We start from the raw sequence: 24,963 nt of genomic DNA, 5'->3' as shown, positions 1-24,963 counted from the left end.
TTCCGAATGTGGTTTGTGGACAAAAAAAGCCCCGGCTTGCCCGGCGCGCGGCAAATTCGTATCGTGGTAGACCATACAAGAAATAGACGGAAAGAGGGTGGCGATTTTGAACGAATTTACACAGGAGACCGTAAGCGGCGGGACGCTTCGCTATACGAACCGGATTCCCGATGCAGGGGCGCTGCTGCGGGAAGCGCGCCGAGAAGGGCTGCATATCCAGCTGTTCTGTTCCGAGGAACATTTGGAGTATTACGGAAGTCTGGGCTTCGAGCGTTTTGCGCCGGGAATGAAAATAGACGGGCGGGAGCCTGCGCCGGAAACGCCGGGAATCGGGGCGGCGGAATCCGGACGGCAAAGATCGGAGCGTCTATGAGCGGCGGACCGAAGCTTTCCCGTTTGCAGCACATGGAATTGCAGGCCGAAACGCTGTTCGTGCACGACGATTCGCTGTCCCTGGTGCGAATCAACGAATACGGCGGCGGCGAAGCGCCGGCGTTCTTCTTCGGCGACACGCCGGAAGGAAGCGTGCTGCGGCTGCGTCCGGCTCTGGGCGCGGCTTGCGGCGCAGGAAGGTCTCGTTCCGCTGTACAGTACATCCTGGGGCAATGCGGCTTCGATGCGTTTGGCCGATAAGCTCGGACTGGAACAATACGGCAGCGACTTTCACGCGAAGATCGATTCATGCGATCCGGACGGCGTTTGATTCAGGAGGTTCATATAGGAAAAAGCCTTTCCGCGGCGGATGCTCGCGGAAAGGCTTTTTTTGCGCATGCCGGAAGTCGGAACTTCCGGCGTTTTTTTTATTTTGGGCAGCCGGCCCGGTTATCGTCCCGAAGCGATTTATTCTTCGGCATCCGGCGCATCGATCTGCGCGTAACCGTAAGTTTCGAACCAGCCTTTGACGGTATCGAAGTCTTTGGAGAACGACAGCGACAGCAGCAGCATGATGCGCGCGTGAGCCGCGTTCAAGTTGTCTCCCGCGATAATATGGTCGCCTTCGGAATAATTGCTGCCCGATCCCGTCCGCGTTGTGGCCACGAAGATCGTGCCGTGTTCTTTGACCGCGGCGGTCCGCTCGGCGCTCATCGCTTTGGAGATGCCCCCGGCGCCCGTACCGGCCGTCACGATCCCGTCCGCGCCGTTGGCCGCAAATCCGGCAATGGCGCCCGCTCCGGCATCCTGGTAGGAATACGCGATTTCAACTTTGGCGAGCTGGTCTTTGCCGATCTTGCTCAGGTCGAACGGCGTGTTCCAGCTGTCGGCTTTGAGCAGAGCGCGGTAAGGCGCGCGGTACACGCGTACGCCGCTTTCATCGATATAGCCGAGCGCGCCGAGCTCCGGCGTCGAGAACGTATCGGTCCGGTAGGAGTTGGTTTTGGTGACTTCCCGCGCCGCATGGAATTCGTCGTTCAGCATCAGAACCGCGCCGAATTTTTTGGTTTTGCCGCTGGCCGCCAGCTTGATCGCATTGTACAGGTTGGCCTGCGCGTCGCTGCCGATAACCGTCCACGGACGCATCGAACCGGTGACGACGACGGGTTTGCTGCTGCGCACCGTCAGGTCGAGGAAGTAGGCGATTTCCTCCATTGTGTCCGTCCCGCTGGTCACGACGACGGCGTCCTGCGTTTGGAGGGCCTGATCGACGCGCAGCGAGAGATCGTACAGGTCCGCGATCGTATAAGCGCTGGAGCCGGAATTGCCGAACTGGTATGTACTGACCTGAGCGATCTTGTCTTTGTCCGGAAGCGCAGCGACCATATCGGCGATCAGCAGCGTGCCGGCGCGGTAGTTGGCGAAGCTGGTCGCGTCGACGGACTGCCCGGCGATCGTGCCTCCCGTGGCGATGACCTCGACTTTGGGCAGCGCCTTGACTCCGGTCGAAGCGGTGCCCGCTTGGGCCGGAGTGCTGGCAACGACCGTTCCTGTCACGGAAGCGGCGGAAGCGGAAGGCAGACGGACGACCGGAGCGGCGACAGCCGCGGTTACGCTCAGCGCGAGGGCTGCTTTCAGGACCTTCGTGGACAGTTGGGACATAATATTCCTCCTCGGATGCGATAATATTCGGAAAGGAAGGTTATCTGACATTTTGCTTCCCGATTTGCTTCAACTATAATAATGCGTAAGGATAATTAACAAGTTCCGATTTAAAGCGATAAAGCGTTTAACCGAATTGATTTCGTTGAAATTTGAAAGAATGCTCGCTTTTTCGCAGCTGTCTAACTTTTAGGGAAAGGCGGATTAAGGACAGAAGAAAAACAGAGGAGCGTACAAAGTTGGCATGTAGTCCGCTTTTGCGGGAGGTAAACTGACAGGGAGTTCTTACGAAGATAGGTTTGACGAAAATAAACGGATCGTGCCCGAACGAATGTCTTCTTTGGACAGTCCCGTTTTGCGGCGGTACAGATACAGATCGGGACTGAGCTGGGAAACGAAAGCGCTGGCGGCAAAGCGGACTTCGGGCGAAGAAGATTCTTGGCCGATCAAACTTTCGAACAGCCGCTCGCCGATCGCGCCCAGCCGGAGAAAAAAAGGATGTTCGAATTGGGTCAATTGATGCTTGCCGGTAAATTCGGCTTTGATCAGGTTCAACAAATCGGCGTGCTCGTCGATAAAATCGAGGATAAGCCCGATCGTTTGCTCCAGGCGTCGTCCGGGCGGAAGCTGCGTGCCGTTTTCGTTTTCGGACAAACCCGTTTCGAGCCGCAGCAGAAAACGCTCCGAGCTGTCCCTGAGCAGGGCCGAGCAGATCTCGCCTTTGTCGGCGTACCGGCGGTACAGCGAAGCCTGGCCGATCCCGGCTTTGCGCGCGATATGGTGCATGCTGACCGACTCCGGGCCGTGCTCGCGCATCAGCGACCGGGCCGCTTCGAGGATCAATTCGCGGTAAGCTTCGCCGCTGCGTCTTTTGCCCGGCGAATTTCCTGAGGGTGTGTTTTTATTCATTGAAAAATCGCTCCTTATAAGCGCGGATGTCCATCAGGCGCAAACTGCGGCGCTGCGCACGATTAAATATCTTGACATTAAGGACAGTTGTCCTTAAACTGAAATTCGTTCATTAAGGACAACTGTCCGATGAAACTGCCGTCTATCTGAATTATACAAATACACGCTTCGGAAAGACAGCGGAATCCGTAGATTGAAGGAAAAGGAAAGAGCGGGATGCGCGGCTCGTCAGCCGCGCCCGTATATCCGGAAGGAGAAAAGAATGGAAACTGCCGCTCCGCGGGACGCGGACTTCAAATTGAGAAGCATACTGGTGCCGCTGCTGGCGATTATCGCCGGGGTATTCATGGTCGTGCTGGACAGCACGGCGATGAATGTCGCGCTGCCGACGCTGGTCAAAGACTTCTCCACATCGCTGACGACCCTGCAGTGGGTCGTGACGGGCTATATGCTGGCGCAGGCGTCGGTGATTCCGCTGTCCGGATGGCTGTCCGACCGTTTCGGCGCCAAAAAGGTGTTTCTGACCGCGATCGTGCTGTTTACGATCGGTTCGATCCTGTGCGCGACTCCGAGCAGCGCGGAATGGCTGATCGTATTCCGCGTGATTCAGGGTCTCGGAGGAGGCTGCGTACTGCCGGTCTCGATGGCGTACGTCTACCGCCTCAGCCCGATGAACAAAGTCGGCGTCGTGATGGGCATCATGGGCGTGCCGGTCTTGTTCGCGCCGGCGATCGGTCCGGTGCTGTCCGGCTGGCTGGTGGAATATCATTCCTGGCGCTGGATCTTCCTGATCAATATCCCCGTAGGAATCATCTGCGTGCTGATCGGCTGGTTCAAGCTGCCGCGCGTAGAGCCGGGCAAAGCGGCCGGATTCGATAAATTCGGCATTCTGCTGGGACCGCTGGCGTTCGCGGCGCTGTCGTACGGCGTCAGCCAGGGCTCCGAAAGCTGGACGTCGGATAAGACGCTGATCGGTCTGGGCGTCGGCATCCTGGCGCTGGTTGCTTTCGTAATCAACGAGCTGCGGGTGGAAACGCCGCTGCTGGAACTCCGGATCTTCCGTTCCGTCGACTTCAGCGCGGGCATTATCGTACAATGGGTCGGCCAGTTCGGGCTGTACGGCGCTTTGTTCCTGCTGCCGCAGTTCCTTCAGCAGGCGCGCGGATTCGGCGCGTTCGATACCGGACTGACGCTGCTGCCGCAGGCGATCGCTTCGGGACTGATGATGCCGATCGCCGGCTTCCTGTTCGACCGGATCGGCGTGAGGTGGCTGGTCGTCGCCGGATTGAGCCTGGTGTCCGGAGCCCTTTACCAGTATTCGTTTCTCGACCTGAATACGCAGAGCCGGGATATTATTCTGCCGCTGGTGATGTGTGGGCTCGGCATGGGCATGATGACCATGCCGATGAACACGCACCTGATCAACAAAGCGCCGCAGAATCTGGTGAGCCGCGTGACTTCGCTGACCAACTCCATGCAGCAGGTCGTGAATTCGCTGGCGATCTCGACGCTGGTTACGATACTTACGGCCAAAACGACCGTACGCGCCGACGAACTGCGCGCGGCGGCCGCGCAGCAGGGAGCGAACGCGGCTTCCGCTTCGCCGGCTTCCGCCGAACAGGCGATGCACGCCGCGGTCGCGGGCGGCTTTACGGATACGTTCCATATCATGGCGTTCGTCGCGCTCGGCGGCGCGGTGCTAGGCCTGGTGCTGCGCCGAGGCCGCAAAGCCGGGCCCGACGGGCCCGGTGTAGAGCCCGGCCGCAAGTCGGCGAACCGGTAAGCCGCTGCGCCGAGCACTGTCCGGCGCTCCGATATTCATTTTTGCGTCCTTTGCGGCTTCGGGCCGCACAAAGCCGAACCTCCGCCTGCGCAGGCGGGGGTTCGGCTTTTTCGTTTGTTTGCTTTTCGTTTGTTTGCTTTTCGTTTGTTTACTTTTCGCTTGTTGATTTGCTCGTTCGTTCGCTTTGCGCCAGCTCTTCGGTAGACGCATCGCCTCGAAGATTTAACTCCCAGCATTCCAGATCGAAGCTCGTGCCCATGTACGGAATCGTCGGCCGTTCGGTCAGCGCAAAGCCTTTTTTGCCGAACAGCCGATGAATCCGGGCCTGGTCGGGAACCATCCACAGCAGCAGCTTATCGTAGCCCTGTCCGAGGGCCCAGCGAATGCCTTCGTCCAGCAGACTGCCGCCGATTCCCAGACCGCGCGAGCGCGGTTCCACCATAAACAGCTTGATATGGACCGATTTTTCGTCGCGCTCAAGCGCTTCGAGCACGAGTGAACCGACCGCTTCCCCGTTCATTTCGGCAATCCAGCAGCGGGCGGCGGGAGAAGGGCCGGTTTCGAACAGGCGGCCGACCGTTTCGGCCAGCACTTCCCCGAACCCGCTGACGCCGCCGAAAGTTTGTTCGAACACCGTCTCGTAAGCTCGCAGCAGCAGCGGAACGTCGGCGCCTTCCATATCGCGCAGGAAATAACGCAGCTGCGCGGCGCGAGACTCGCGCGATTTGTCGATACGGCCGATCGTTTCGATCGCTTCCATAAGTTGGAGCTGATCCTCCTCGGAGATGCCGGCCAGATATTCCGCCACATCGTCGTCGACCCGGCGGTTCAGCAGTTCGGCGACTTTGTGTCCCTGCGCCGTCAGCCGGAGCACCCGGCGTCTGCCGTCGCTTTCGCTGCGCGGCCGCTCGATGACGCCGGACTGTTCGAGCCGGCCGAGCAGCCGGCTGAGATAACCGGGATCGAGGCCGAGATTGCGGCTCAGGTCGGTCGCGGTACAACCGGCATGCTGGGAAATTTCGAAAATGATCCGGGATTCGGTCAGTGAGTATGAGCTGTGCAGCAGGCGCTCGCGCAGGACGCCGGCCTGCATGATTGCGCTGTAATTGAAAGCGCGGATTGTGCGGATTCTTTGCTTCCATACCAGGGGATCGTGCATAAGTTCACTTCCTTCTCCGGCAATGGCGAGCCTCGCGCCGGGTATTGGGGATAGAGTGCGGATACGCTTCAGGACGTGTCTTCCAATTCCGAAGGCGGCAAAAGGTGCGCATTGGCAGAATTGAACACACGCCCTAGGGCGTGTGTTCAAACCTACTGAAGTGCATCTTTAGCTGCCTTTTCGCCCGCTAATGAACCGTACCTAAAGCGTGTACGCTTCATTCAACGGCCGCGTCACGTTCCCTTGACGTGCCCCGGCACGCCTTCGGAAAAGTTCCTTGCATCGAACGAAAATTCAGCCAAATCTGCTTCCTTCGAGGTTTGAACATACGCCCCAGCGGCTCGTTACGATTATAACAAGAAAAGATAGCCGGAATGAAGCGCGGCTCGCTTGCATGCGTCTTTATACGGCGCACAATGCTTATCGGTTTCGGAGGGCCGAAGGGAGACCGGAGCGCGCGCGGCGGGGGTTTCGGGCCGTCCCGGAATTTCGGGTTTGTCGACCGGGCCCGAAATTTCGTTACCCAAATATGAAATATGAAGCCTTACCCAACGCGAGAAGGCAGGCTACAATAAATTTATAAGATGTAAGTGCTTACAAATACGCCGACCGCACAGGTTGAGGGGGCCAGAGAGAAAATGGAGAGAAAAATCGCGGCGGGGACTTCGGAGGTTCCATCCAGGGAGGACGGAAAAGCAAGGAAATGGTGGAGAAGACTGCTGCAGCAGCGGCATCTGCAGACCATGGCTTTGCTCGGCGTCGCCTGGATGATTATTTTCAACTATATTCCCATGTACGGAATCATCATCGCATTCAAGGAATACAACATTGTAGACAGCATCGCCAATTCGCCCTGGGTAGGGTTGGAGCACTTTCGCGAGTTTTTGCAGGACGACGAACTGAGAAGCGTTATTCGAAATACGCTCGGCATCAGCTTGATCAAGCTGGCGATCGGTTTTCCGCTGCCGATTGTCTTCGCCCTGTTCCTGAACGAACTGCGTTCGATCAGATTCAAGAAGATCGTACAAACGATCTCGTATCTGCCGCACTTTCTGTCCTGGGTTATCCTGGGCGGCATTCTGGCGACCTGGCTCGCCGACGTGGGCATCATCAACAGCATCCTGATGGCGCTCGGATTGATCAGCGAACCGATCTCGTATCTGGCGGAGCCGCGGTATTTCTGGGGCATCGTCATCAGCTCGGATATCTGGAAAGAACTCGGCTGGTCGGCGATCATTTATCTGGCGGCCATGGCCGGCGTATCGCCGGAGCAGTACGAAGCGGCGACGATGGACGGAGCCGGAAGATTCCAGAAAATGTTCTACGTCACGCTGCCGAATATCCGCCCGACGATCGCAATCCTGTTTATTCTGGCGGTCAGCGGCGTGCTGAATTCGAACTTCGACCAGATTCTCGTGCTGCGCAACTCGCTTAACGAAAGCGCGAGCAATGTTATCGACATTTACGTGTACCAGACGGGTATCCAGCAGGGACGCTTCTCGTACTCGACCGCGGTCGGCCTGCTTAAATCGGTTATCGCGCTGATTCTGCTGCTTATCGCCAACGGCGTCACCAAAAAATTGAATAACACATCGCTGTTTTAGGCGGGAGAGGGGGAGCTTGAATATGTTGAGTTTAAAACGTAAAACGAGAGGCGAAGCCATCTTCGATTTTCTGAACGTGGTCGGCATGGCGCTGATCTGCTTCGTGACCATTTATCCGATCTGGTACGTGCTGGTCAACTCGTTCAACGACGGGACCGACGCGATGCGCGGAGGCATTTACTGGTGGCCGCGGCAGTTCACGGTAGAGAACTTCACCACCGTTTTCCGCAGCCCGGGGATCATGATGGCAATGGGCATTACGGTCGCCAAGACGCTGCTCGGCGTCGCGGCCCACGTCTTTTTTACCGCGATGGTCGCTTATGCCTTCTCCCGCAGAGGATTGATCGGAGGCAAGGTCTACATCCTGATCGGAACCGTAACGCTGTTCTTCGGCGGCGGACTGATTCCGACCTACCTGCTGATCCGCGATCTGCACATGCTGGACAATTTCCTGGTCTACATCATTCCGGTCCTGTTCAGCTTCTTCGATCTCATCATCTTCATGACGTTCTTCCGGGATATCCCGGACGGACTGGAAGAAGCGGCGAGAATCGACGGAGCGAACGACTGGTCCATCTTCCTGCGCGTGGTGCTTCCGGTATCGATGCCCGTGCTCGCCACGATCGCGCTGTTCCACGGCGTATATCAATGGAACGATTATTTTACCGGCATGATCTACATCAACAATCCGGACTTGCAGCCGATCCAGACGTACCTGTACCGGGTTGTGGCGGAATCCAGCTCCAACCAGATGATGTCGGCGGTGCCGGGCGGCATTACGACCCGCTCCGTAACTTCGCAGTCGATCAAGCTGGCAACGATGGTCGTGACGACCGCGCCGATCGTGTTCGCTTATCCGTTCCTGCAAAAGTATTTCGTCAAAGGCATGATGATCGGTTCGATCAAGGGCTGAGTTTCCAAGTTTCGCGTCGAATCGCCTATCGCTTTTTCCGACCTTTCGGTTTCACGCTTCACGTTTAAATACAGCTTTGGCATTTGCGTTACAATCGACAGAACACAGAAAAGGGGTAGAAGCATGAGAAAAACAGGCAAACGATTCTCGATTATGCTCGCGGCGATGCTGATGATCTTCAGCACGGCGTGCTCGTCGGGCGGACAGACCAAGGAAACGGCGTCGACCGACAAAAAAGAAGATGCCGCGCAGACTTCCAAAGTCGATCCGGAACAACCGGGCTGGAAAAACGACACTTCGCCGATCACATTCGACTGGTATATCAACTTCGCCTGGTATACGGGCACCGACTGGGGCAAAGACCTGACCAGCCAGTACGTGACCAAGAAAACCGGTGTCGGCATCAACTTTATCGTGCCGGCCGGCAACGAAGCGGAAAAAATGAACACGATGATGGCTTCCGGCAAGCTGCCCGATTTCGTGACGATCGCCTGGAGCGACGACGCGGTCAAAAAAATGATCGAAGGCAAGCTGGTGCTGCCGCTCAACGAACTGTCCGAACAGTACGATCCTTACTTCCTCACGAACGTTGCCGATCCGGCGAAAGTTTCGTGGTACACGCAGGAAGACGGAAATTTCTACGGTTATCCGAACGCTTCCTCCTCGCCGGCCGACTATGAGAAATACGGCGAGAACTATGTATCCAACCAGACGTTCGTGGTGCGCAAAGACATGTACGAAGCGCTGGGCAAACCGGACATGAGCACGCCGGAAGGTTTCCTGGCCGCGCTCAAAGCCGCCAAAGAAAAATTCCCGGACGTGAACGGACAGCCGCTGATCCCGATCGGCCTGCACGAATTCACGGATAACGGCAACTACTCGCTGGAAGGCTACCTGCAAAACTTCCTGGCGATCCCGCAGCAAAAAGACGGCAAGCTTTACGACCGCGCAACCGATCCGGAATACGTACAATGGCTGAAAACGTTCCGTCAGGCCAACCAGGACGGACTGCTCGCCAAAGACATCTTTATCGACAAACGCGCTCAAATGGAAGAAAAAATCGCGCAGGGCCGTTACTTTGCCATGATGTACCAGCGGAGCGACTTCACGAACCCGCAGAATGCGCTGTTCGCGAAAGATCCGAACTCTGTTTATATCGCGGTCGACGGACCGGCCAATGCGGCCAAAGACGCTCCGACCCTGGCCGGCCCGGTTATCTCCGGCTGGACGCTGACCCTGATCTCCAAAGACGTCAAAGACAAAGCGCGCGCCATCAGCTTCCTGGATTACCTGACCAGCGAAGAAGGACAAAGCGATCTGTACCTGGGCGAAAAAGGCGTAACGTACGACGAAGTCGACGGCAAACCGACATTCAAGCCGGAAGTGCTGGAACTGCTCAATACCGACCGCCCGGCATTCGATACGAAATACGGCGCGTCGCATAAATACTGGATGATGATGGACACGAACATTACCGACCAGTGGGCGCCGGAAGCGGTGGAACCGTTTAAACAAATGGCGGACTGGACGCGCGGCAAAACGATCAGCGTATCCGAATTCGACCAGATCAATCCGACGGGCAACTCCAAAGAAGGCATTGCCAACACCAAGCTCGGACAGCTGTGGGGCAGAACGCTGCCTAAGCTGCTGCTGGCGGGATCGGATGCGGAATTCGACCAGATCTGGACCGATTACCAGAAGAAACGCGAATCGTCCGGTCTTGCGGACGTTCAGGCGTACCAGCAGACCGAGTATGAGAAAAATCTCGAAAAATTGGGCGCGAAATAACGATTGATTTCTCTGCGGACGGCCGGGATCGGCCGCTTCCGCGGACCCGCCGCTTTTATGAAAGTCCGGTACCCCGAAGATACATATTCGGGGTACCGGACTGTTTTGGGGTTTTGGGCTTGTCAGAGGCTCGGCCGACTCGGTATGATAAAAAAGCACAAAGCGATGAAAACGGATACAGGGGGAGCCATGGACAGACCACTCAAGTCGGCCGGCACGGCGCTGTACCGCTGGCTTGCGACCCGTTCGCTGCAAAGCCGGCTGGTGACCGCTTACGCGCTGCTTATTTTGATTCCGAGCACGCTGCTGTCCACTTATTTCTACAACGACATCAAAGACAGTTATATCGAAGACGCGCGGGACAAAAGCGACTATTTGATGCAGAGCGAGAAGCAGGTAATCGTCAATCAGATCGAGACGATGGAACGGGCGGGGCAGCTTCCGCTGTCGGACCAGGACGTCCAGCGGTATCTGACCGAGGAAGGCGATACGCCCACCTCGGAGCTGGTCGACTTCAACAACACGGCCTACGCGAACCTCACGCGGATTCTCGTCACCAATCCGGCCGTGCTGCATCTGCGTTTGTACACCGCCAACGAGCGGAACTACGAAATCTGGCCGATCATTTTCCGGGAAAGCCGGGTGCGCAAGAAACCCTGGTTCGCGCTGGCCCAGGGACTCGGCGAACGTCAGGCCTGGTATTTCCAGCCCCGGGAAGCGCTTCAGGACGTAGGCGGGACGGCGCCGTCCGAGAACGATCCGCCCAAGCTGTCGCTGCTGCGGGAGATCAATCTGCCCAAAGACCGGCATGTGGGCGTCGTCCAGGTCGATATGCGGCTCGACCAGTTTGCGCCCCGCATCTTCGGCGAACTTCAAGAAGACGGTTCGCAGATGCTGCTCGTCACCGGCGACAGCGTGTACACCCGCGCGCAGGGCGGCGATCTGCTGACGGACGCATCCCCGGTCGTGCAGTACGCGGTGTCGAAGCTGCGCGGCCTCGGCGATCCCGGCGAAGACCCGAATATCCCGGACGGCACGCTGCGCTACGACAAAGGCGGCGAAGCCTATATGCTGATGTACACGCCGCTCGAACGCATGGACGCTTATCTGCTGAACGCCGTGTCGCTGGAGAAGATGCTGCAGGACGTTAACCGGACCCGCAGCATGCTGATCTACGCCAACATCGGCTTTATCCTCGTGCTGGCGATGCTGACCTACATTATGAATTCGTTTATTTTGAAAAATCTGAAACAGCTCGCCGACGCGATGAAGCGGGTGCGCAAAGGCGAGCTCCGGCCTTCGCTCCAGATCAGCGGAGGCGGCGAGATCGGCGAGCTGGCGCATCATTTCAATAAAATGACGCAGACGATCAACGAGCTGATCGCCGAAGCGGTGCGCAAGCAGGCTTTAATGAAGGAAGCCGAGCTGCGCACCCTGTACAACCAGATCGATTCGCACTTTTTGTACAACACCCTGGAAAATATCAAGATGCTGGCGGAGATCGAAGAACAGATGCAGATTTCGGACGCGCTGACTTCGCTTGGCGGCATGATGCGCTACAACTTCAAATGGACGGGCGAATACGTCAAGCTTAAAGACGAGCTGCGCCATATCGAGAACTATATCGAAGTGATGAATATCCGATTTGACGAACCGGTCAGGCTGGTATGCGATATTCCGCAGCGGTTTATGGAACTCGAGATCCTGAAAATGTCGCTTCAGCCCATTGTGGAAAATTCGGTCAAGCACGCCTGGAACGAGCTGGACGAAGGCCGCGAGCATCGGCGCTTCCGGATCGAAATCCGCGAAGACGCGGACGCGAAGATCCGTATCTGGATGACCGACGACGGCAGCGGGATCGATCCGCGGCGGCTGGCCGAGCTGAACGAAGAGATCCGCAGCGGCAGCGATTCGCCGGGGACGTCGTATACGGGAGTAAAGCTGGGCGGAATCGGGCTGCGCAACGTGCACCAGCGCGTGCGGCTGTTCTACGGCGAAGAGTACGGTCTGTCCCTGGAAAGCGTGGAAGGACAGTATACGCGCGTCGTGCTGACAATCCCCAGGGTGCTGCTGACCGGAGGAGGATGGGAAGAATGAGAGAACTGCTGATTGTGGACGACGAGAAAAATATCAGGCAGGGATTGCAGGCGATGATCGGCCGCGAATTCGGCGAAGCGTGCCGCGTCCGCCTGGCGGCGAACGGGCGCGAAGCGCTGGAGATGCACGCCGAGCGGCCGGCCGAGATCGTGATTACCGATATCCGCATGCCGATTATGGACGGCATGGAGCTGCTGGCGAAGCTGCGCGCCGAGCGTAGGGCGTCCGAAGGGCCGATCGTGCTTGTGCTGAGCGGATACGACGAATTCGAATACGCCAAGACGGCGATCCGGTTTCAGGTCAGGGACTATTTGTTGAAGCCGATCCGGCGCGAAGATTTGTTCGAAGCGCTGGGCAGGGCTTTTGAAGAGCTTGAACGCAGAGATTCCGCTTCGGAACAACAGGAAGCGGCGATCGATTACAAGAAGCGGCTGCGGTTGGCCCGGCTGGGGCAGCTGCTCGAAGCCAAGAACGAACGCGAAGCGGCGCAGATCCTCGGCGATTTCTCGGCCGAAGAAGCGGGCATTGCGCTGCCGTTTTACCTGGGCGTCGTGACCTACCGCTACGAACAGGGCGGAAGCATGAGCCGCGAGGAGCTGGAAGCCGTGGTGGAACGGCTGGACGGTCCGCCGTTCGACGCTTACCAGGCCGCGCTCTGGGACCGCGAAGGCCGTCTGGTGCTGGTCGATCCGTCGCCGGACCGCTTCGCCCGGCTGGCGGAACTGGCCGAGAAGCGGGAACTGGGCGGCCTGCTGATCGGCATCGGCCCGCCCGGCCGGCGGCTGGAGAATCTGCCCGCCTGCTACCGCTCGGCGTCGAGAGCGCTCAAGTATACGTTCCTGCATCCGGGCGTTCGGCGCGTGAACGCGCTGGCGATCGAAGGGGAGCAGGGAGAACGCCGGATGTTTCCTCTGCCGGAAGAAGAGGTTCGTCTGCTGGGCAATCTGCTCGGCACGGACCGCAAACGGGAGATGGGCGATTTGCTGTACCGCATTTTTCGTATCGACCAGCTGGCGCGGATCGATATCGATTATATCGAACAAGCGGCCCGGCTGATCAACGAGCGGCTGCTCGACGAAGTATTCCGGCAGTACGGGGAAGCGTCCATGGAAGTGCTCAAGCTGTACCGCAAGGTGGGCGACTGGAACAACTTCCGCTACTTTCACGATTATTTCCGCGGGCTGGAGAATTTGCTGTCGAGCCTGAACGATTACATCAAGCAGGTCCGGCTCGCCTATACCGAGAACGAGAATTTGAAAGAAGCCGTGGCCTTTATCGAAACCCATTACGCTCGTCCGCTCAACATGGCCACGGTCAGCAATCACGTATCGCTCAACTACTCGTATTTCAGCGAAGCGTTCAAAGCGTATACCGGCGAAAGCTTTGTGGTGTACCTGAAGAAAGTGCGTATCGAGCATGCCAAAGAGCTGCTGTCGGGATACGAACTCAAACTGTCGGAAGTGGGCGAAGCGGTCGGGTTCGAGAACGCCAAGCAGTTTGCCCGGGTGTTCAAAGAACTCGAGGGCATCTCTCCGCACGAATACCGGAGCAAAGTTCATACGCAGCAGACACCTTAGAACGATCGAAAGAACAATGCCGCACAGTTCGGGCACAGCGCAGCGCCGTCAGCGTCCGAAATACGATTAGAACATCCCGCGGCCGGTTAAAAACCGGTATATCGAGGGGAGGGCGAAACATGATAAAAAAGCAACTTGCAGACGTCTGGAAAGCGTCGGGGCGGAGAAAACTGCTTTCGATCGCTTTGGCGGCGCTGATGGCGTCGGTCGCCGTGCTGCCGTATGTCCGACAGGCCGAAGCCGCAGGGACGTCGGTCTACATAAACGGCCGGCTTGCGTCGGGAGAAGTGCTGGTTCGAAACGGGACGACTTATCTGACGCTGACCGATCTGAAAGCGCTGGGCGACTACACCTTCCGCTACAGCAAGACGTGGCGCACGATTACGATTACCGGCGAAGGCGAACGATTCGTGCTGACGCTCGGCAGCCGCGACGCCCGCCGCAACGGCCAGAATATCACGCTGGAAGCACCGCCGCTGATCTATGAAAACAAAGCGATGCTGCCTGTGCGAACCGCGGCCAATCTGCTGAATGCCAAGCTGGAATGGGATCAAAACGGAGGCCGCGTGCTGATCACCAAAGAATCGGATACGGGAAGCCCGTCTTCTTCGCAGGGAACGCCTTCGCGGGTTCCGGCGTCGCCTTCAGGGCCATCCGGCCCGACGGCTCCCAAACCGCCGACTCCGCCGTCCGCCAAATAAAAAGAACCGGTTTGACGCGCAAAAAGCTGTTCCCGGACCCGGATCGGGCAGGAACAGCTTTTTTTATTGCGGCCAATTGCTTGAACGGAGCAGCCCGCGCATCGTTGACTTCGTTCTAAATCCGCCGTCCGTATTTGCCCAGAAAAGCTTCGACATCGTTGTAAATGCCGGACTGATTGGCGTACTTGACGTAATTTTTGGCCGTGCGCAGCCATTCCAGCGTGGACGGCCGGGTGCTTTCCAGTTCCGCTTCAAAGTCTTCCATCGAGATCGCGCGCTCGCGGCCGGTCTCCAGGATCTCGCCTATCGCCCGTTCCGCGGCGCGCTCGCAAAGATTCTCGATATCCGCGCCGGAGAACAGATCGGTGCGGGCGGCCAGTCGAGTATAATCGATTCCTTCGGCGTATCGCCCTTCGATCTTCAACCTGAACATTTGCTCGCGCGCCTGTTCGTCCGGCGGAGCGACGAATACGAGCCGGTCGAATCTGCCGGGGCGCTTGAGCGCGTTGTCGACATCCCAGGGCATATTGGTTGCGCCGAGAATCAGCACCTGATCGGTATCGGTGTCGATTCCTTCCATCTCCGTCAGGAACGTATCGATTACGCCGCGCATGCTGGAGGACGAACGGCCGCGGTTATAACCGACCGTATCGATCTCGTCGAAGAACATGATGCTGGGTTTCCGCTGCCGCGCTTTGTCGAACAAATCTTTGAGATTGCGTTCGCTGACCCCGATATACGGATCCAGGATATCGGTGATGCTGACCGGCATGAAGTTTGCGCCGCATTCGCCGGCCGTCGCCCGGGCGATAAACGTTTTGCCGCAGCCGGGAGGACCGTACAGCAGCACGCCGCCGCCCGATTTTTTGCGGAATTTCGAGAACAGCCCCTGATTCTGAAACGGGCTGATAATCCGGATGCGGATCGTTTTCTTCAATTCTTCCAGGCCCGCGACGTCTTCGAAGCGGATCGCGTTCGGCTTGTCCGCCCGGGCCGGAGTCCGGCCTCCGTCCACGACCTGGAGTCCTGGCCGTCCGGCCGAACGGCCCGGCGCGGCTGCGGGCGAAGTCCCGGCTTCGCCGCGATCCGCGAACTCGCCGTCCGATTCCGCTTCGCTTTCGTCGTCGGAGGCGGCCTCCGGTTCGCGATCCAAAGCCAGCCCTTTGCCGCCGTCTTCGCCATGGTCGACTTCGTGCTCGCGCCGCTCGTGCGAGCGGGCCTCTGCCGCGGCTGCCGCCGCTTCTTCGGCCTGCGGCTCCGCCGGGGCCTCCGCTGCCGCCGGAGGAACCGCCGCCGCGCCGCTTTGCAGCGCGGCGCTGGCCGACGTCAGCGCTTGCAGCAGCGCTGTGCGGAGCTTCTCCTCGCGGCATAACGCGAGGCCTTCGCTGTAGACGCGCAGCGCTTCGGCGTAGCGCCCGGCGCCGCTTAATTCTTGCCCGAGCCAGTACTGCGTCTCGGCATCTTCGGGGTGCAAGCCGGCGATGCGGCTTATCCATTCCAGTCGATTCATGGCCGTTCTCCTTTTTATCATAAATATGAAATTAATTATAACAAGAAAGTTCCAGTTTTGAACAATGGGCCGCCGGATGCTCGATTTGGAAACGACAAAAAAGGCCCTCCTCGAAAGGAGAGCCTTACCTTTTACGTCCCAGGAGGGATTCGAACCCCCGACCGTGCGCTTAGAAGGCGCATGCTCTATCCAACTGAGCTACTGGGACAAGAAATGAAAAACAGAACAGAAATTAATATATCATAAATGCTTGGTTAGTGCAAGCGTGAAAAAAGAATTTCAACAAGAAAAGTACTTTCGGGATTTATTTCTACTTATATATATCGTATTTATTCGGTTTTGGATTTTGGTTTTGGGTTTGCGTTCAAGAGCGGGAGCGGAATTTGGGCAGAAGGGAAAGCGGTATGGTATAATTTAGCCTCGATATGAGGAAAGAAAGGAGGCAACGCCTATCGATTCCACGGGCAAAACGGACAAGGCGGCGGTGGTTCTGCTGCCGCAAACGCTGGAGTTTTACCGGACGAAGCTCACTCAAATGCTGGAAACCGAGCGCTACGGCGAAGCGATCGAAACGCTCGAATTCCTGTTGGGCTGCCAAGGACAGAGCGAGAGCAGCCGCCAGGAATGGAGCACGCTGCTCGAATGGCTGCGGGTAGCGTTCCCGGGCGGGGCACAGGACGCCTACGACAATGCGGCCGTACTGGCGGGCGAAGAAGCCGCGGAAGACCCGGGCGAAGTATTGAAGCGGCGAACGCTGGAGAAGCAGCGCGAAGACGCCGGGTACGCCGGCAGGCTGGTCCGGCGGGTGATGGAAGAGCCGATGACGGAGCGCGGACAGATCGCGCTGGAGCAGCTCGCGTATCTGGAGGACGCTTCGGCCGACCGCGAATTGGCGAGCTGGCTGGAAACCGGCGATCTGCATCCGCTGCTTCAATTCCGGGTGCTGCAAACGCTGAAGCGCAGAGGCGCCTCGGGTCCGGTCCGGCTGCGCCGGAACAGAAGCGTGCTGGAACTGGAGATCGAGCGGACGCCGCTGTCTCCGGACGAGTTTCCTCCCGCGGCGGGCGAAGTGCTTCGCCGCGTAGCGGAGCAGACCGAGACGAGCGATCCTTCGCTGTTTTATTTTGCGCGGGAACTGTGGATGCAGTTTATGATGGCGGCCTACGGCACGCCGGATTACGTCGCGCTGGTCCGGGAGGAAGACAGCGAGCTCGACGCCTGGGCGGCGGCGCTGCACGCGAGGGCGTCGGAAGCGCTCGAAGGCGGCGGACGCGCCGAGCGCATACGTGAGATTTACGGGATTACGGGCGAGCTGCGTTTTCGCAGCGAACAGGCGGATCGCGCGCTTCGCGCATTCACGCAAAGCGCTCCCGGGACGCGATAAAGTCGCGGCGGCCGGGGAAACGGTTACTTTTTGACGCTTTCGGGCTTGTTTTGGCGTCCGATCAGCGTTTGCGCTTGAAATCCGAAATGAATTTGGTTATGATAGAATGGTTATTGCGAACGTGAAAGCAGTACTTTACATTCATTAATTGACAGTTAATTGTTGGAGGGGAATACTCAATATGAAAGCAAGTTGGGAAAAAACGGAGAAGAACCTTGGCGTTCTCGAAGTCGAAGTCGAAGCGGAACGCGTAGCGTCCGCGCTTGATAAAGCATTCCAAAAAGTCGTTAAGAAAGCCAGCGTGCCTGGTTTCCGCAAAGGCAAAGTGCCGCGTTCCATTTTCGAAGCCCGCTTCGGCGTGGAAAGCCTGTACAACGACGCGATCGACATCCTGCTGCCGGAAGCTTACAGCGAAGCGGTAGAAGAAGCGGGCATCTTCCCGGTCGATCGTCCGGAGATCGATATCGAACAATTCGGCAAAGGCCAATCGCTGAAATTCAAAGCGAAAGTAACCGTTAAGCCGGAAGTGAAACTGGGCGAATACAAAGGCGTGGAAGTGCCGGTATCCGAAATCAGCGTAAACGACGAAGAAATCGCATCCGAGCTGGAGCGTCTGCAAACCCGTCACGCCGAGCTGACCGTCGTGGACGAAGAAGCGGCAGCCGACGGCGACGTTGTATCGATCGATTTCGACGGCTACGTAGGCGACGAAGCGTTCGAAGGAGGCAAAGCCGAGAACTACTCGCTCGAACTGGGATCGGGCTCGTTTATCCCGGGCTTCGAAGAGCAGGTTGTAGGCATGTCCACGGGCGATTCCAAAGACGTCAACGTGACGTTCCCGGAAGCGTACCATGCAGCCGAACTGGCCGGCAAAGAAGCGGTCTTCAAAGTGAAGCTGCACGAAATCAAGCGCAAGCAGCTTCCTGAGCTGGACGACGAGTTCGCCAAAGACGTAAGCGAATTCGAAACGCTTGACGAATACAAAGAAGATCTGAAGAAAGAAATCGCGGATCGCAAAAAACGCGAAAGCGACGCTGCCCGCGAAGGCGCGGTAGTCGAAGCGGTAGCGGCAAACGCGGAAGTGGAAATTCCGGAAGCCATGGTGAACGGCGAAGTCGAGAACATGATGCGCGACTTCGACAACCGTCTTCGCCAGCAGGGCATGAACCTGGAAATGTACACAAGCTTCTCCGGTCAAACGGCTGAAGATCTGCGCGAGCAAATGACTTCCGATGCCGAGAAGAGAGTGCGCAACAACCTCGTTCTCGAAGCGATCGCGAAGGAAGAAAGCATCTCGGCTTCCGAAGAAGACATCGAAAAAGAACTGACTTCGATGGCCGACATGTACAAACGCAGCACGGACGAAATCCGCGGCATCCTGGGCGCCAACGGTTCGCTGTCCGGACTGGGCGACGAAATCACGCTGCGCAAAACAATCGAATTCCTGCTGGAAAACAGCAAGGAAGTTCCGGCCGCGGCCGCCGAAGAATCCGCCGAGTAATTCGGATTCCGGAGCCGTACCGGTTTCGAACAATCGAACAGCATGACCGGTGCTTATTCTCGAAATAAGTATTCATATGGACAAGGCACGCTATGAATTTGAGCGTGTCTTGTTGTTTTATTTGAAAGCCGTAAGTCATTGTTTGCGAGTTTTCTTCGGCTCCGCGCATTTAGCGCGGACTGAAAAATGACATCCGCCTTTGAAAATGGTAGACTAAAAGCGTAGGATAGAAGCATAAGCCCGAAAGCGCGGCTTCCCTGCACGCAAATTGTCCAAAGAAAGCGAGGTTGATCGCATGAGTTTAGTTCCTACAGTTGTTGAATCTACAAGCCGCGGCGAGCGCTCCTACGATATTTATTCGAGGCTGCTCAAGGATCGGATCATTCTGCTTGGCGATGCGATCGACGACCATGTGGCGAATCTGATTATCGCTCAGCTCCTGTTTCTGGCTGCGGAAGATCCAGAGAAAGACATCTACTTGTACATTAATTCCCCCGGTGGTTCTGTAACTGCGGGCATGGGTATATATGATACAATGCAATACATCAAGCCGGATGTATCCACGATCTGCGTCGGAATGGCGGCGAGCATGGGTTCCCTTCTGCTGACGGCAGGAGCGCCGGGCAAACGATTTGCGCTTCCGAACAGCGAAGTCATGATTCACCAGCCGCTGGGCGGAGTTAGCGGACAGGCTTCTGATATTCTGATCCATACGGACTGGATCATCAAGACGAAGCAGAAGCTTAACAAAATCTATGTGGATACGACAGGTCAGCCCCTTGAGAAAATCGAGCGGGACACGGACCGCGACTTCTTCATGAGCGCAGAAGAAGCAAAGTCTTACGGACTGATCGACAAAGTTCTTGAGCGACCGATTAATCCTTAATCCTCGAAGGGGTGGTTAGATGTTTAAATTCAACGAAGAAAAAGGTCAGCTGAAGTGCTCCTTCTGCGGTAAAACGCAGGAGCAGGTACGCAAGCTGGTTGCCGGACCCGGCGTATATATCTGCGACGAGTGCATCGAATTGTGCACGGAGATCGTGGAAGAAGAACTGGGACACGAAGAGGAAGTGGATCTGAAGGATATTCCGAAACCTCAGGAAATCCGCGCGATTCTCGACCAGTATGTCATCGGCCAGGATCAAGCGAAGAAATCGCTGTCCGTTGCCGTATATAATCACTACAAACGCGTTAACGCGCAGAGCAAATCCGAAGACGTAGAACTGTCGAAGAGCAATATCATGCTGATCGGTCCTACGGGCTCGGGTAAAACGCTGCTCGCGCAGACGATGGCTCGTATTCTCAACGTGCCTTTCGCGATTGCGGACGCCACTTCCCTTACGGAAGCCGGTTACGTGGGCGAAGACGTAGAGAACATCCTGCTCAAACTGATTCAAGCTGCCGATTACGATGTGGAGAAAGCCGAACGCGGCATTATTTACATCGACGAAATCGACAAAGTGGCGCGCAAATCGGAAAATCCTTCGATTACCCGCGACGTGTCGGGCGAAGGCGTGCAGCAGGCGCTGCTGAAGATCCTCGAAGGCACGGTCGCTTCCGTTCCTCCGCAGGGCGGACGCAAGCATCCCCATCAGGAATTTATCCAAATCGATACGACGAACATTTTGTTCATCTGCGGCGGAGCCTTCGACGGCCTGGAGCAGCTGATCAAACGCCGGATCGGCAAAAAAGTCATCGGTTTCAATGCGGAAGGCGAAGGCCAACGCGAATTGAAAGCCGGCGAATACCTGATGATGGCGCTGCCGGAAGATCTGCTCAAGTTCGGTCTGATTCCGGAGTTTGTCGGACGTCTCCCGGTTATCTCGACTCTGGCTCCGCTGGATGAAGAGACGCTGGTGCGCATCCTGTCCGAACCGAAGAACGCGCTGACCAAGCAGTACAAGAAGCTGCTTGAGATGGACAACGTCAACCTCGTGTTCGAAGACGAAGCGCTGCGCGCGATCGCCGAAGAAGCGATCAAACGCAACACGGGCGCCCGCGGTCTGAGAGCGATCATCGAAGGTCTGATGCTCGACGTCATGTACGAAGTTCCATCGCGCGAAGACGTGACGGAATGCGTCATTACCGAGAAAGTCGTCAAGGAGAAGGTTGTTCCCGAACTTGGCGAAGGCAAAGACAAAAAGCAGGAAGAAAGTGCCTAACGGCTTTTCTTTCTCTTCCATAAGTTAGTCGCCGAGCCGGTCAACCTATAAGGTTTGGCCGGTTTGCTGCGATAAGCCCGAAGCGATATTCCCGCGTCCGATAACGGACGCTATCTTGCTCTTTCCGATCTGGAGGTCGAACGAAATGTACTTGAGACAACAGACAAGGCCTGTAAAGGTAGGCAATCTGGTGATCGGCGGCAGCAACGAAGTGATTATCCAGAGTATGTGTACGACCAAAACGGCCGACGTCGAAGCGACGGTGGCCGAGATCCTTCGCCTGGAAGAAGCGGGCTGCCAGGTTGTACGCGTTACCGTCAACAACGACGAAGCGGCCGACGCCATCAAAGAGATCAAGAAGCGTATTCATATTCCGCTGGTCGCGGATATTCACTTCAACTATAAGCTAGCGCTCAAAGCGATCGAGAACGGCATCGACAAAGTTCGCATCAACCCGGGCAATATCGGGAAGCGAGAGAAAGTCGAAGCGGTCGTGAAAGCCTGCAAAGAAAAAGGCATCCCGATCCGGATCGGCGTCAACGCCGGTTCGCTCGAAAACCATCTGCTTGAAAAGTACGGGTATCCGACCGCCGATGCGATGGTCGAAAGCGCCCTGTTCCATATCGGTATCCTCGAAGAACTCGACTTCCACGATATTATCGTGTCGCTGAAAGCGTCGGATGTACCGATGGCGATCGAAGCTTACGGCAAAGCGGCGCAGGTGATTCCGTATCCGCTGCACCTGGGCATCACCGAAGCGGGCACGCTGCATGCGGGCACGATCAAAAGTTCCGCGGGGATCGGCGCGCTGCTGTCGATGGGCATCGGTTCGACCGTGCGCATCTCGCTCAGCGCCGATCCGGTCGAAGAAGTCAAAGTGGCGCGCGAACTGCTTAAAACGTTCGGCTTGATTACGAATGCGGCCACGCTCGTCTCCTGCCCGACCTGCGGCCGGCTGGATATCGACTTGTTCTCGATCGCGAATGAGGTCGAAGAGTATATTTCCAAGATCAAAGTACCGATCAAAGTATCGGTGCTCGGCTGCGCGGTGAACGGACCGGGCGAAGCCCGCGAAGCGGATATCGGCATTGCCGGCGCGCGCGGAGAAGGACTGCTGTTCCGCTACGGCAAGATGATCCGCAAAGTGCCGGAAGCCGATATGGTCGAAGAGTTGAAGAAAGAAATCGACGCGATCGTGGTCGCTTACGAGGCGACCGGCCAGATTCCGGGCCGCGAGGAACGCCATCAGCCGAAAGCGGCGCAGGTGGAAGCGTGAACCCAGTAAGAACGGCTGTCGGACAATAAAGATTCATAAGCAGGACGGCTTGCGGGCAAACGCCCGGCAAGGCCGTCTTTTTTTATCAAAAGCACTTGTATTTTTTGCGGCGCGAAGCGGCGGTATGCTACACTTAACACACGCGTAAGCGCCGCCTGCATGCACATGCGCGATATGCCTTTTTTGGGAGTTGAAAACGATGGGATTGAATAAACAGAAAAACCGCCGTTTTCCGTTGCTGCCTTTGCGGGGACTTCTCGTCTATCCGAGTATGGTGCTTCATCTGGATGTGGGACGGGAACGTTCGGTCAAGGCGCTGGAAAAGGCGATGGTCGACGATCATTTGATTCTTCTCTGCTCGCAGTCCGAGGTGAATATCGAGGAACCGGCGCAGGATGATATATTCCGTATCGGAACGGTTGCGAAAGTCAGACAGATGCTCAAGCTGCCGAACGGTACGATCCGTGTGCTGGTCGAAGGACTGGAGCGCGCGGAAGTGCTGGAATACGTCGAAGAAAATACGGAATTCTACGAGGTGTCCGCCCGCGAACTGCCGGAGCCGGATACGGAAGACCCGGAAGTCGACGCGCTGATGCGCACGGTGCTTACCCAGTTCGAGCATTATATCAATCTGTCGAAAAAGGTAACGCCGGAGACGCTCGCGGCGGTCTCGGATATCGACGAGCCCGGCCGGCTGGCCGACGTGATCACGAGCCATCTGCCGCTCAAGATCAAAGACAAACAGTCGATCCTGGAAACGGTGGAATTCCGTCCGCGCCTGGAGAAGCTGCTCGATCTGCTCAACACCGAACGCGAAGTGCTGGAGCTTGAACGCAAGATCGGCCAGCGGGTGAAAAAGCAGATGGAGAAAACGCAGAAGGAGTATTACCTGCGCGAACAAATGAAGGCGATTCAAAAAGAGCTCGGCGAAAAAGAAGGCCGAGCCGGCGAAGTGGAAGAACTGCGCGAACAGCTGGAAAACGGAGAATTTCCGGAGAAAGTCTATGAGCGCATCTCCAAAGAAATCGACCGGCTGGAGCGCATGCCGACAAGCGCGGCGGAAGGCGGCATTATCCGCGGTTACGTCGACTGGCTGCTGTCCCTGCCGTGGAACAAATTGACCGAAGACGTGCTCGATATCGCGCGCGCCGAAGAGATTCTGAACGAGGACCACTACGGGCTGGAGAAGCCCAAAGAGCGCGTGCTGGAATACCTGGCCGTACAGCAGCTGGTCAAGAAGCTCAAAGGACCGATATTGTGCCTCGTCGGGCCTCCGGGCGTCGGCAAAACGTCGCTGGCGCGTTCCATCGCCAGATCGCTCGGCCGCGAATTCGTGCGCGTGTCGCTCGGCGGCGTACGCGACGAAGCGGAGATCCGCGGCCACCGCCGGACGTATGTCGGCGCCATGCCGGGCCGGATTCTGCAGGGCATGCGCACGGCGGGCAGTTCCAATCCGGTATTCCTGCTCGACGAGATCGACAAGATGGCGTCGGATTTCCGCGGCGACCCGTCGTCGGCGCTGCTCGAAGTGCTCGACCCGGAGCAGAACAATACGTTCAGCGATCACTTTGTCGAGCTGCCGTACGATCTGTCCAAAGTCATGTTCGTGACGACGGCCAATATGCTGCAGGGCATCCCGCGTCCCCTGCTCGACCGGATGGAAGTGCTCAATATTCCGGGCTACACGGAGCTTGAGAAGCTGGAGATCGCCAAGCGCTATCTGCTGCCGAAGCAGAAGCGCGAGCACGGTCTGTCCGAAGAGCAGCTTGAGCTTCCGGAAGAAGGACTGCTGCGCATGATCCGCGAGTATACCCGCGAAGCGGGCGTGCGCAACCTGGAACAGCAGGTGGCGTCCATCTGCCGCAAAGCGGCCAAGCAGCTCGTATCCGGCGAGCGCGAAGCAATCGCGATTACGCCGGATACCATCAAGGAGTATCTGGGCAGCCCGAGATTCCGCTACGGCCTGGCCGAAGCGGAAGACCAGGTCGGCAGCGCGACCGGGCTCGCCTGGACCGAAGTCGGCGGCGAGACGCTGACGATCGAAGTCAGCGTGCTGCCGGGCAGCGGCAAGCTGACGCTGACCGGCAAGCTGGGCGACGTCATGAAAGAATCGGCCCAGGCGGCGTTCAGTTATACGCGTTCGCGCGCGGAGCAGCTCGGCATCGACGGTTCTTTCTACGAGAAGAACGACGTGCATATTCATATTCCCGAAGGCGCGGTGCCGAAAGACGGTCCGTCCGCGGGGATTACGCTGGCGACGGCGCTGATCTCGGCGCTGACCGGGCGCGCCGTGTCCAAGGAAGTGGCGATGACCGGCGAAGTGACGCTGCGCGGCCGGGTGCTGCCGATCGGCGGGCTCAAAGAGAAGTCGCTCGCCGCGCACCGCGCCGGCTACAAGAAAGTACTGCTGCCGAAGGAGAACGAGCGCGATCTGCGCGATATTCCGGAAAGCGTCAAAGAAGCGGTGAACTTCGTACCGGTGTCGCATATGGACGAAGTGCTCCGGCACGCGCTGCAGTCTCTTCCTTCCGCGCCTCCGGCCGCCGCGGCCGAAGCGCATTGAAA

Annotated in this window: 19 protein-coding genes and 1 tRNA gene; 15 read left to right on the top strand and 5 right to left on the bottom strand. The window is 57.4% G+C overall.

From position 1 onward, the window contains the following. Positions 1–106 precede the first annotated feature (106 nt). Positions 107–373 (top strand): hypothetical protein, encoded by a 267-nt coding sequence (locus QWJ34_RS10660; RefSeq protein ID WP_302727588.1) that lies wholly within the window; start codon positions 107–109, stop codon positions 371–373. Continuing rightward, positions 370–633, top strand: a complete 264-nt coding sequence (locus QWJ34_RS10655; protein WP_302727587.1) for a hypothetical protein — start codon at positions 370–372, stop codon at positions 631–633. The genes QWJ34_RS10660 and QWJ34_RS10655 overlap by 4 nt, the downstream gene beginning before the upstream one ends. 207 nt (positions 634–840) lie before the next feature. On the opposite strand, the gene QWJ34_RS10650 is transcribed toward QWJ34_RS10655, so the two are convergent. Beyond that, positions 841–2,034 carry an asparaginase gene (locus QWJ34_RS10650; RefSeq protein WP_302727585.1) on the bottom strand — a complete coding sequence of 398 codons (1,194 nt, stop codon included), beginning with the start codon at positions 2,032–2,034 and terminating at the stop codon, positions 841–843. Between the two features lie 285 nt (positions 2,035–2,319). After that, positions 2,320–2,943 (bottom strand): TetR/AcrR family transcriptional regulator, encoded by a 624-nt coding sequence (locus QWJ34_RS10645; protein WP_302727584.1) that lies wholly within the window; start codon positions 2,941–2,943, stop codon positions 2,320–2,322. 262 nt (positions 2,944–3,205) lie between these two features. Between QWJ34_RS10645 and QWJ34_RS10640 the strand changes: the two genes are divergently transcribed. Next, entirely contained in the window at positions 3,206–4,726 is a 1,521-nt protein-coding gene (locus QWJ34_RS10640; protein ID WP_302727583.1) for a DHA2 family efflux MFS transporter permease subunit, read from the top strand. Between the two features lie 148 nt (positions 4,727–4,874). Here QWJ34_RS10640 and QWJ34_RS10635 read toward each other — a convergent pair whose 3' ends face one another. Then, the gene (locus tag QWJ34_RS10635; RefSeq protein WP_302727582.1) at positions 4,875–5,885 is read right to left on the bottom strand and encodes a bifunctional helix-turn-helix transcriptional regulator/GNAT family N-acetyltransferase; all 1,011 of its coding nucleotides are present in this window, start codon (positions 5,883–5,885) and stop codon (positions 4,875–4,877) included. A 638-nt stretch (positions 5,886–6,523) separates the two neighbouring features. Here QWJ34_RS10635 and QWJ34_RS10630 point away from each other — a divergent pair. The 6 genes from QWJ34_RS10630 (at position 6,524) to QWJ34_RS10605 (ending at position 14,565) form a co-directional block, all read left to right on the top strand. Continuing rightward, positions 6,524–7,489, top strand: coding sequence for an ABC transporter permease (locus QWJ34_RS10630; RefSeq protein ID WP_302727581.1), 966 nt, complete (start codon positions 6,524–6,526; stop codon positions 7,487–7,489). Between the two features lie 22 nt (positions 7,490–7,511). Further along, positions 7,512–8,402 carry a carbohydrate ABC transporter permease gene (locus tag QWJ34_RS10625; RefSeq protein ID WP_302727580.1) on the top strand — a complete coding sequence of 297 codons (891 nt, stop codon included), beginning with the start codon at positions 7,512–7,514 and terminating at the stop codon, positions 8,400–8,402. A 123-nt stretch (positions 8,403–8,525) separates the two neighbouring features. Further along, on the top strand, positions 8,526–10,190 hold the full coding sequence (locus tag QWJ34_RS10620; RefSeq protein WP_302727579.1) for a type 2 periplasmic-binding domain-containing protein: 1,665 nt from the start codon (positions 8,526–8,528) through the stop codon (positions 10,188–10,190). 189 nt (positions 10,191–10,379) lie between these two features. Further along, entirely contained in the window at positions 10,380–12,287 is a 1,908-nt protein-coding gene (locus QWJ34_RS10615) for a cache domain-containing sensor histidine kinase (protein ID WP_302727578.1), read from the top strand. Continuing rightward, a complete protein-coding gene (locus tag QWJ34_RS10610; RefSeq protein ID WP_302727576.1) occupies positions 12,284–13,864 on the top strand; it encodes a response regulator in 1,581 nt (526 codons plus the stop codon). Before QWJ34_RS10615 ends, QWJ34_RS10610 begins: the two co-directional genes overlap by 4 nt. A 119-nt stretch (positions 13,865–13,983) precedes the next feature. Further along, on the top strand, positions 13,984–14,565 hold the full coding sequence (locus tag QWJ34_RS10605) for a copper amine oxidase N-terminal domain-containing protein (protein ID WP_302727575.1): 582 nt from the start codon (positions 13,984–13,986) through the stop codon (positions 14,563–14,565). Between the two features lie 115 nt (positions 14,566–14,680). On the opposite strand, the gene QWJ34_RS10600 is transcribed toward QWJ34_RS10605, so the two are convergent. Continuing rightward, positions 14,681–16,075, bottom strand: a complete 1,395-nt coding sequence (locus QWJ34_RS10600) for an ATP-binding protein (RefSeq protein WP_302727574.1) — start codon at positions 16,073–16,075, stop codon at positions 14,681–14,683. Positions 16,076–16,209: 134 nt separating this feature from the next. Next, a tRNA-Arg gene (locus tag QWJ34_RS10595) sits at positions 16,210–16,283 on the bottom strand. A gap of 276 nt (positions 16,284–16,559) precedes the next feature. Between QWJ34_RS10595 and QWJ34_RS10590 the strand changes: the two genes are divergently transcribed. The 6 genes from QWJ34_RS10590 to lon all read left to right on the top strand — a co-directional run bounded on the left by QWJ34_RS10590 (position 16,560) and on the right by lon (position 24,961). Beyond that, entirely contained in the window at positions 16,560–17,459 is a 900-nt protein-coding gene (locus QWJ34_RS10590) for a hypothetical protein (RefSeq protein ID WP_368046480.1), read from the top strand. 181 nt (positions 17,460–17,640) lie between these two features. Further along, positions 17,641–18,960 (top strand): trigger factor, encoded by a 1,320-nt coding sequence (tig, locus tag QWJ34_RS10585; RefSeq protein ID WP_302727572.1) that lies wholly within the window; start codon positions 17,641–17,643, stop codon positions 18,958–18,960. A 295-nt stretch (positions 18,961–19,255) separates the two neighbouring features. Further along, positions 19,256–19,846 carry an ATP-dependent Clp endopeptidase proteolytic subunit ClpP gene (gene clpP / locus QWJ34_RS10580; protein WP_087801036.1) on the top strand — a complete coding sequence of 197 codons (591 nt, stop codon included), beginning with the start codon at positions 19,256–19,258 and terminating at the stop codon, positions 19,844–19,846. Positions 19,847–19,865: 19 nt separating this feature from the next. Then, positions 19,866–21,122 carry an ATP-dependent protease ATP-binding subunit ClpX gene (gene clpX / locus QWJ34_RS10575; protein WP_302727568.1) on the top strand — a complete coding sequence of 419 codons (1,257 nt, stop codon included), beginning with the start codon at positions 19,866–19,868 and terminating at the stop codon, positions 21,120–21,122. A 145-nt stretch (positions 21,123–21,267) separates the two neighbouring features. Next, the gene (ispG, locus tag QWJ34_RS10570) at positions 21,268–22,398 is read left to right on the top strand and encodes a flavodoxin-dependent (E)-4-hydroxy-3-methylbut-2-enyl-diphosphate synthase (RefSeq protein WP_302727567.1); all 1,131 of its coding nucleotides are present in this window, start codon (positions 21,268–21,270) and stop codon (positions 22,396–22,398) included. 199 nt (positions 22,399–22,597) lie between these two features. Then, positions 22,598–24,961 (top strand): endopeptidase La, encoded by a 2,364-nt coding sequence (gene lon, locus QWJ34_RS10565; protein WP_302727566.1) that lies wholly within the window; start codon positions 22,598–22,600, stop codon positions 24,959–24,961. Positions 24,962–24,963: the final 2 nt, after the last annotated feature.

Source organism: Saccharibacillus sp. CPCC 101409, assembly GCF_030518235.1.
Lineage (GTDB): Bacteria > Bacillota > Bacilli > Paenibacillales > Paenibacillaceae > Saccharibacillus.
This window is presented reverse-complemented; position numbering and strand designations above follow the sequence as displayed.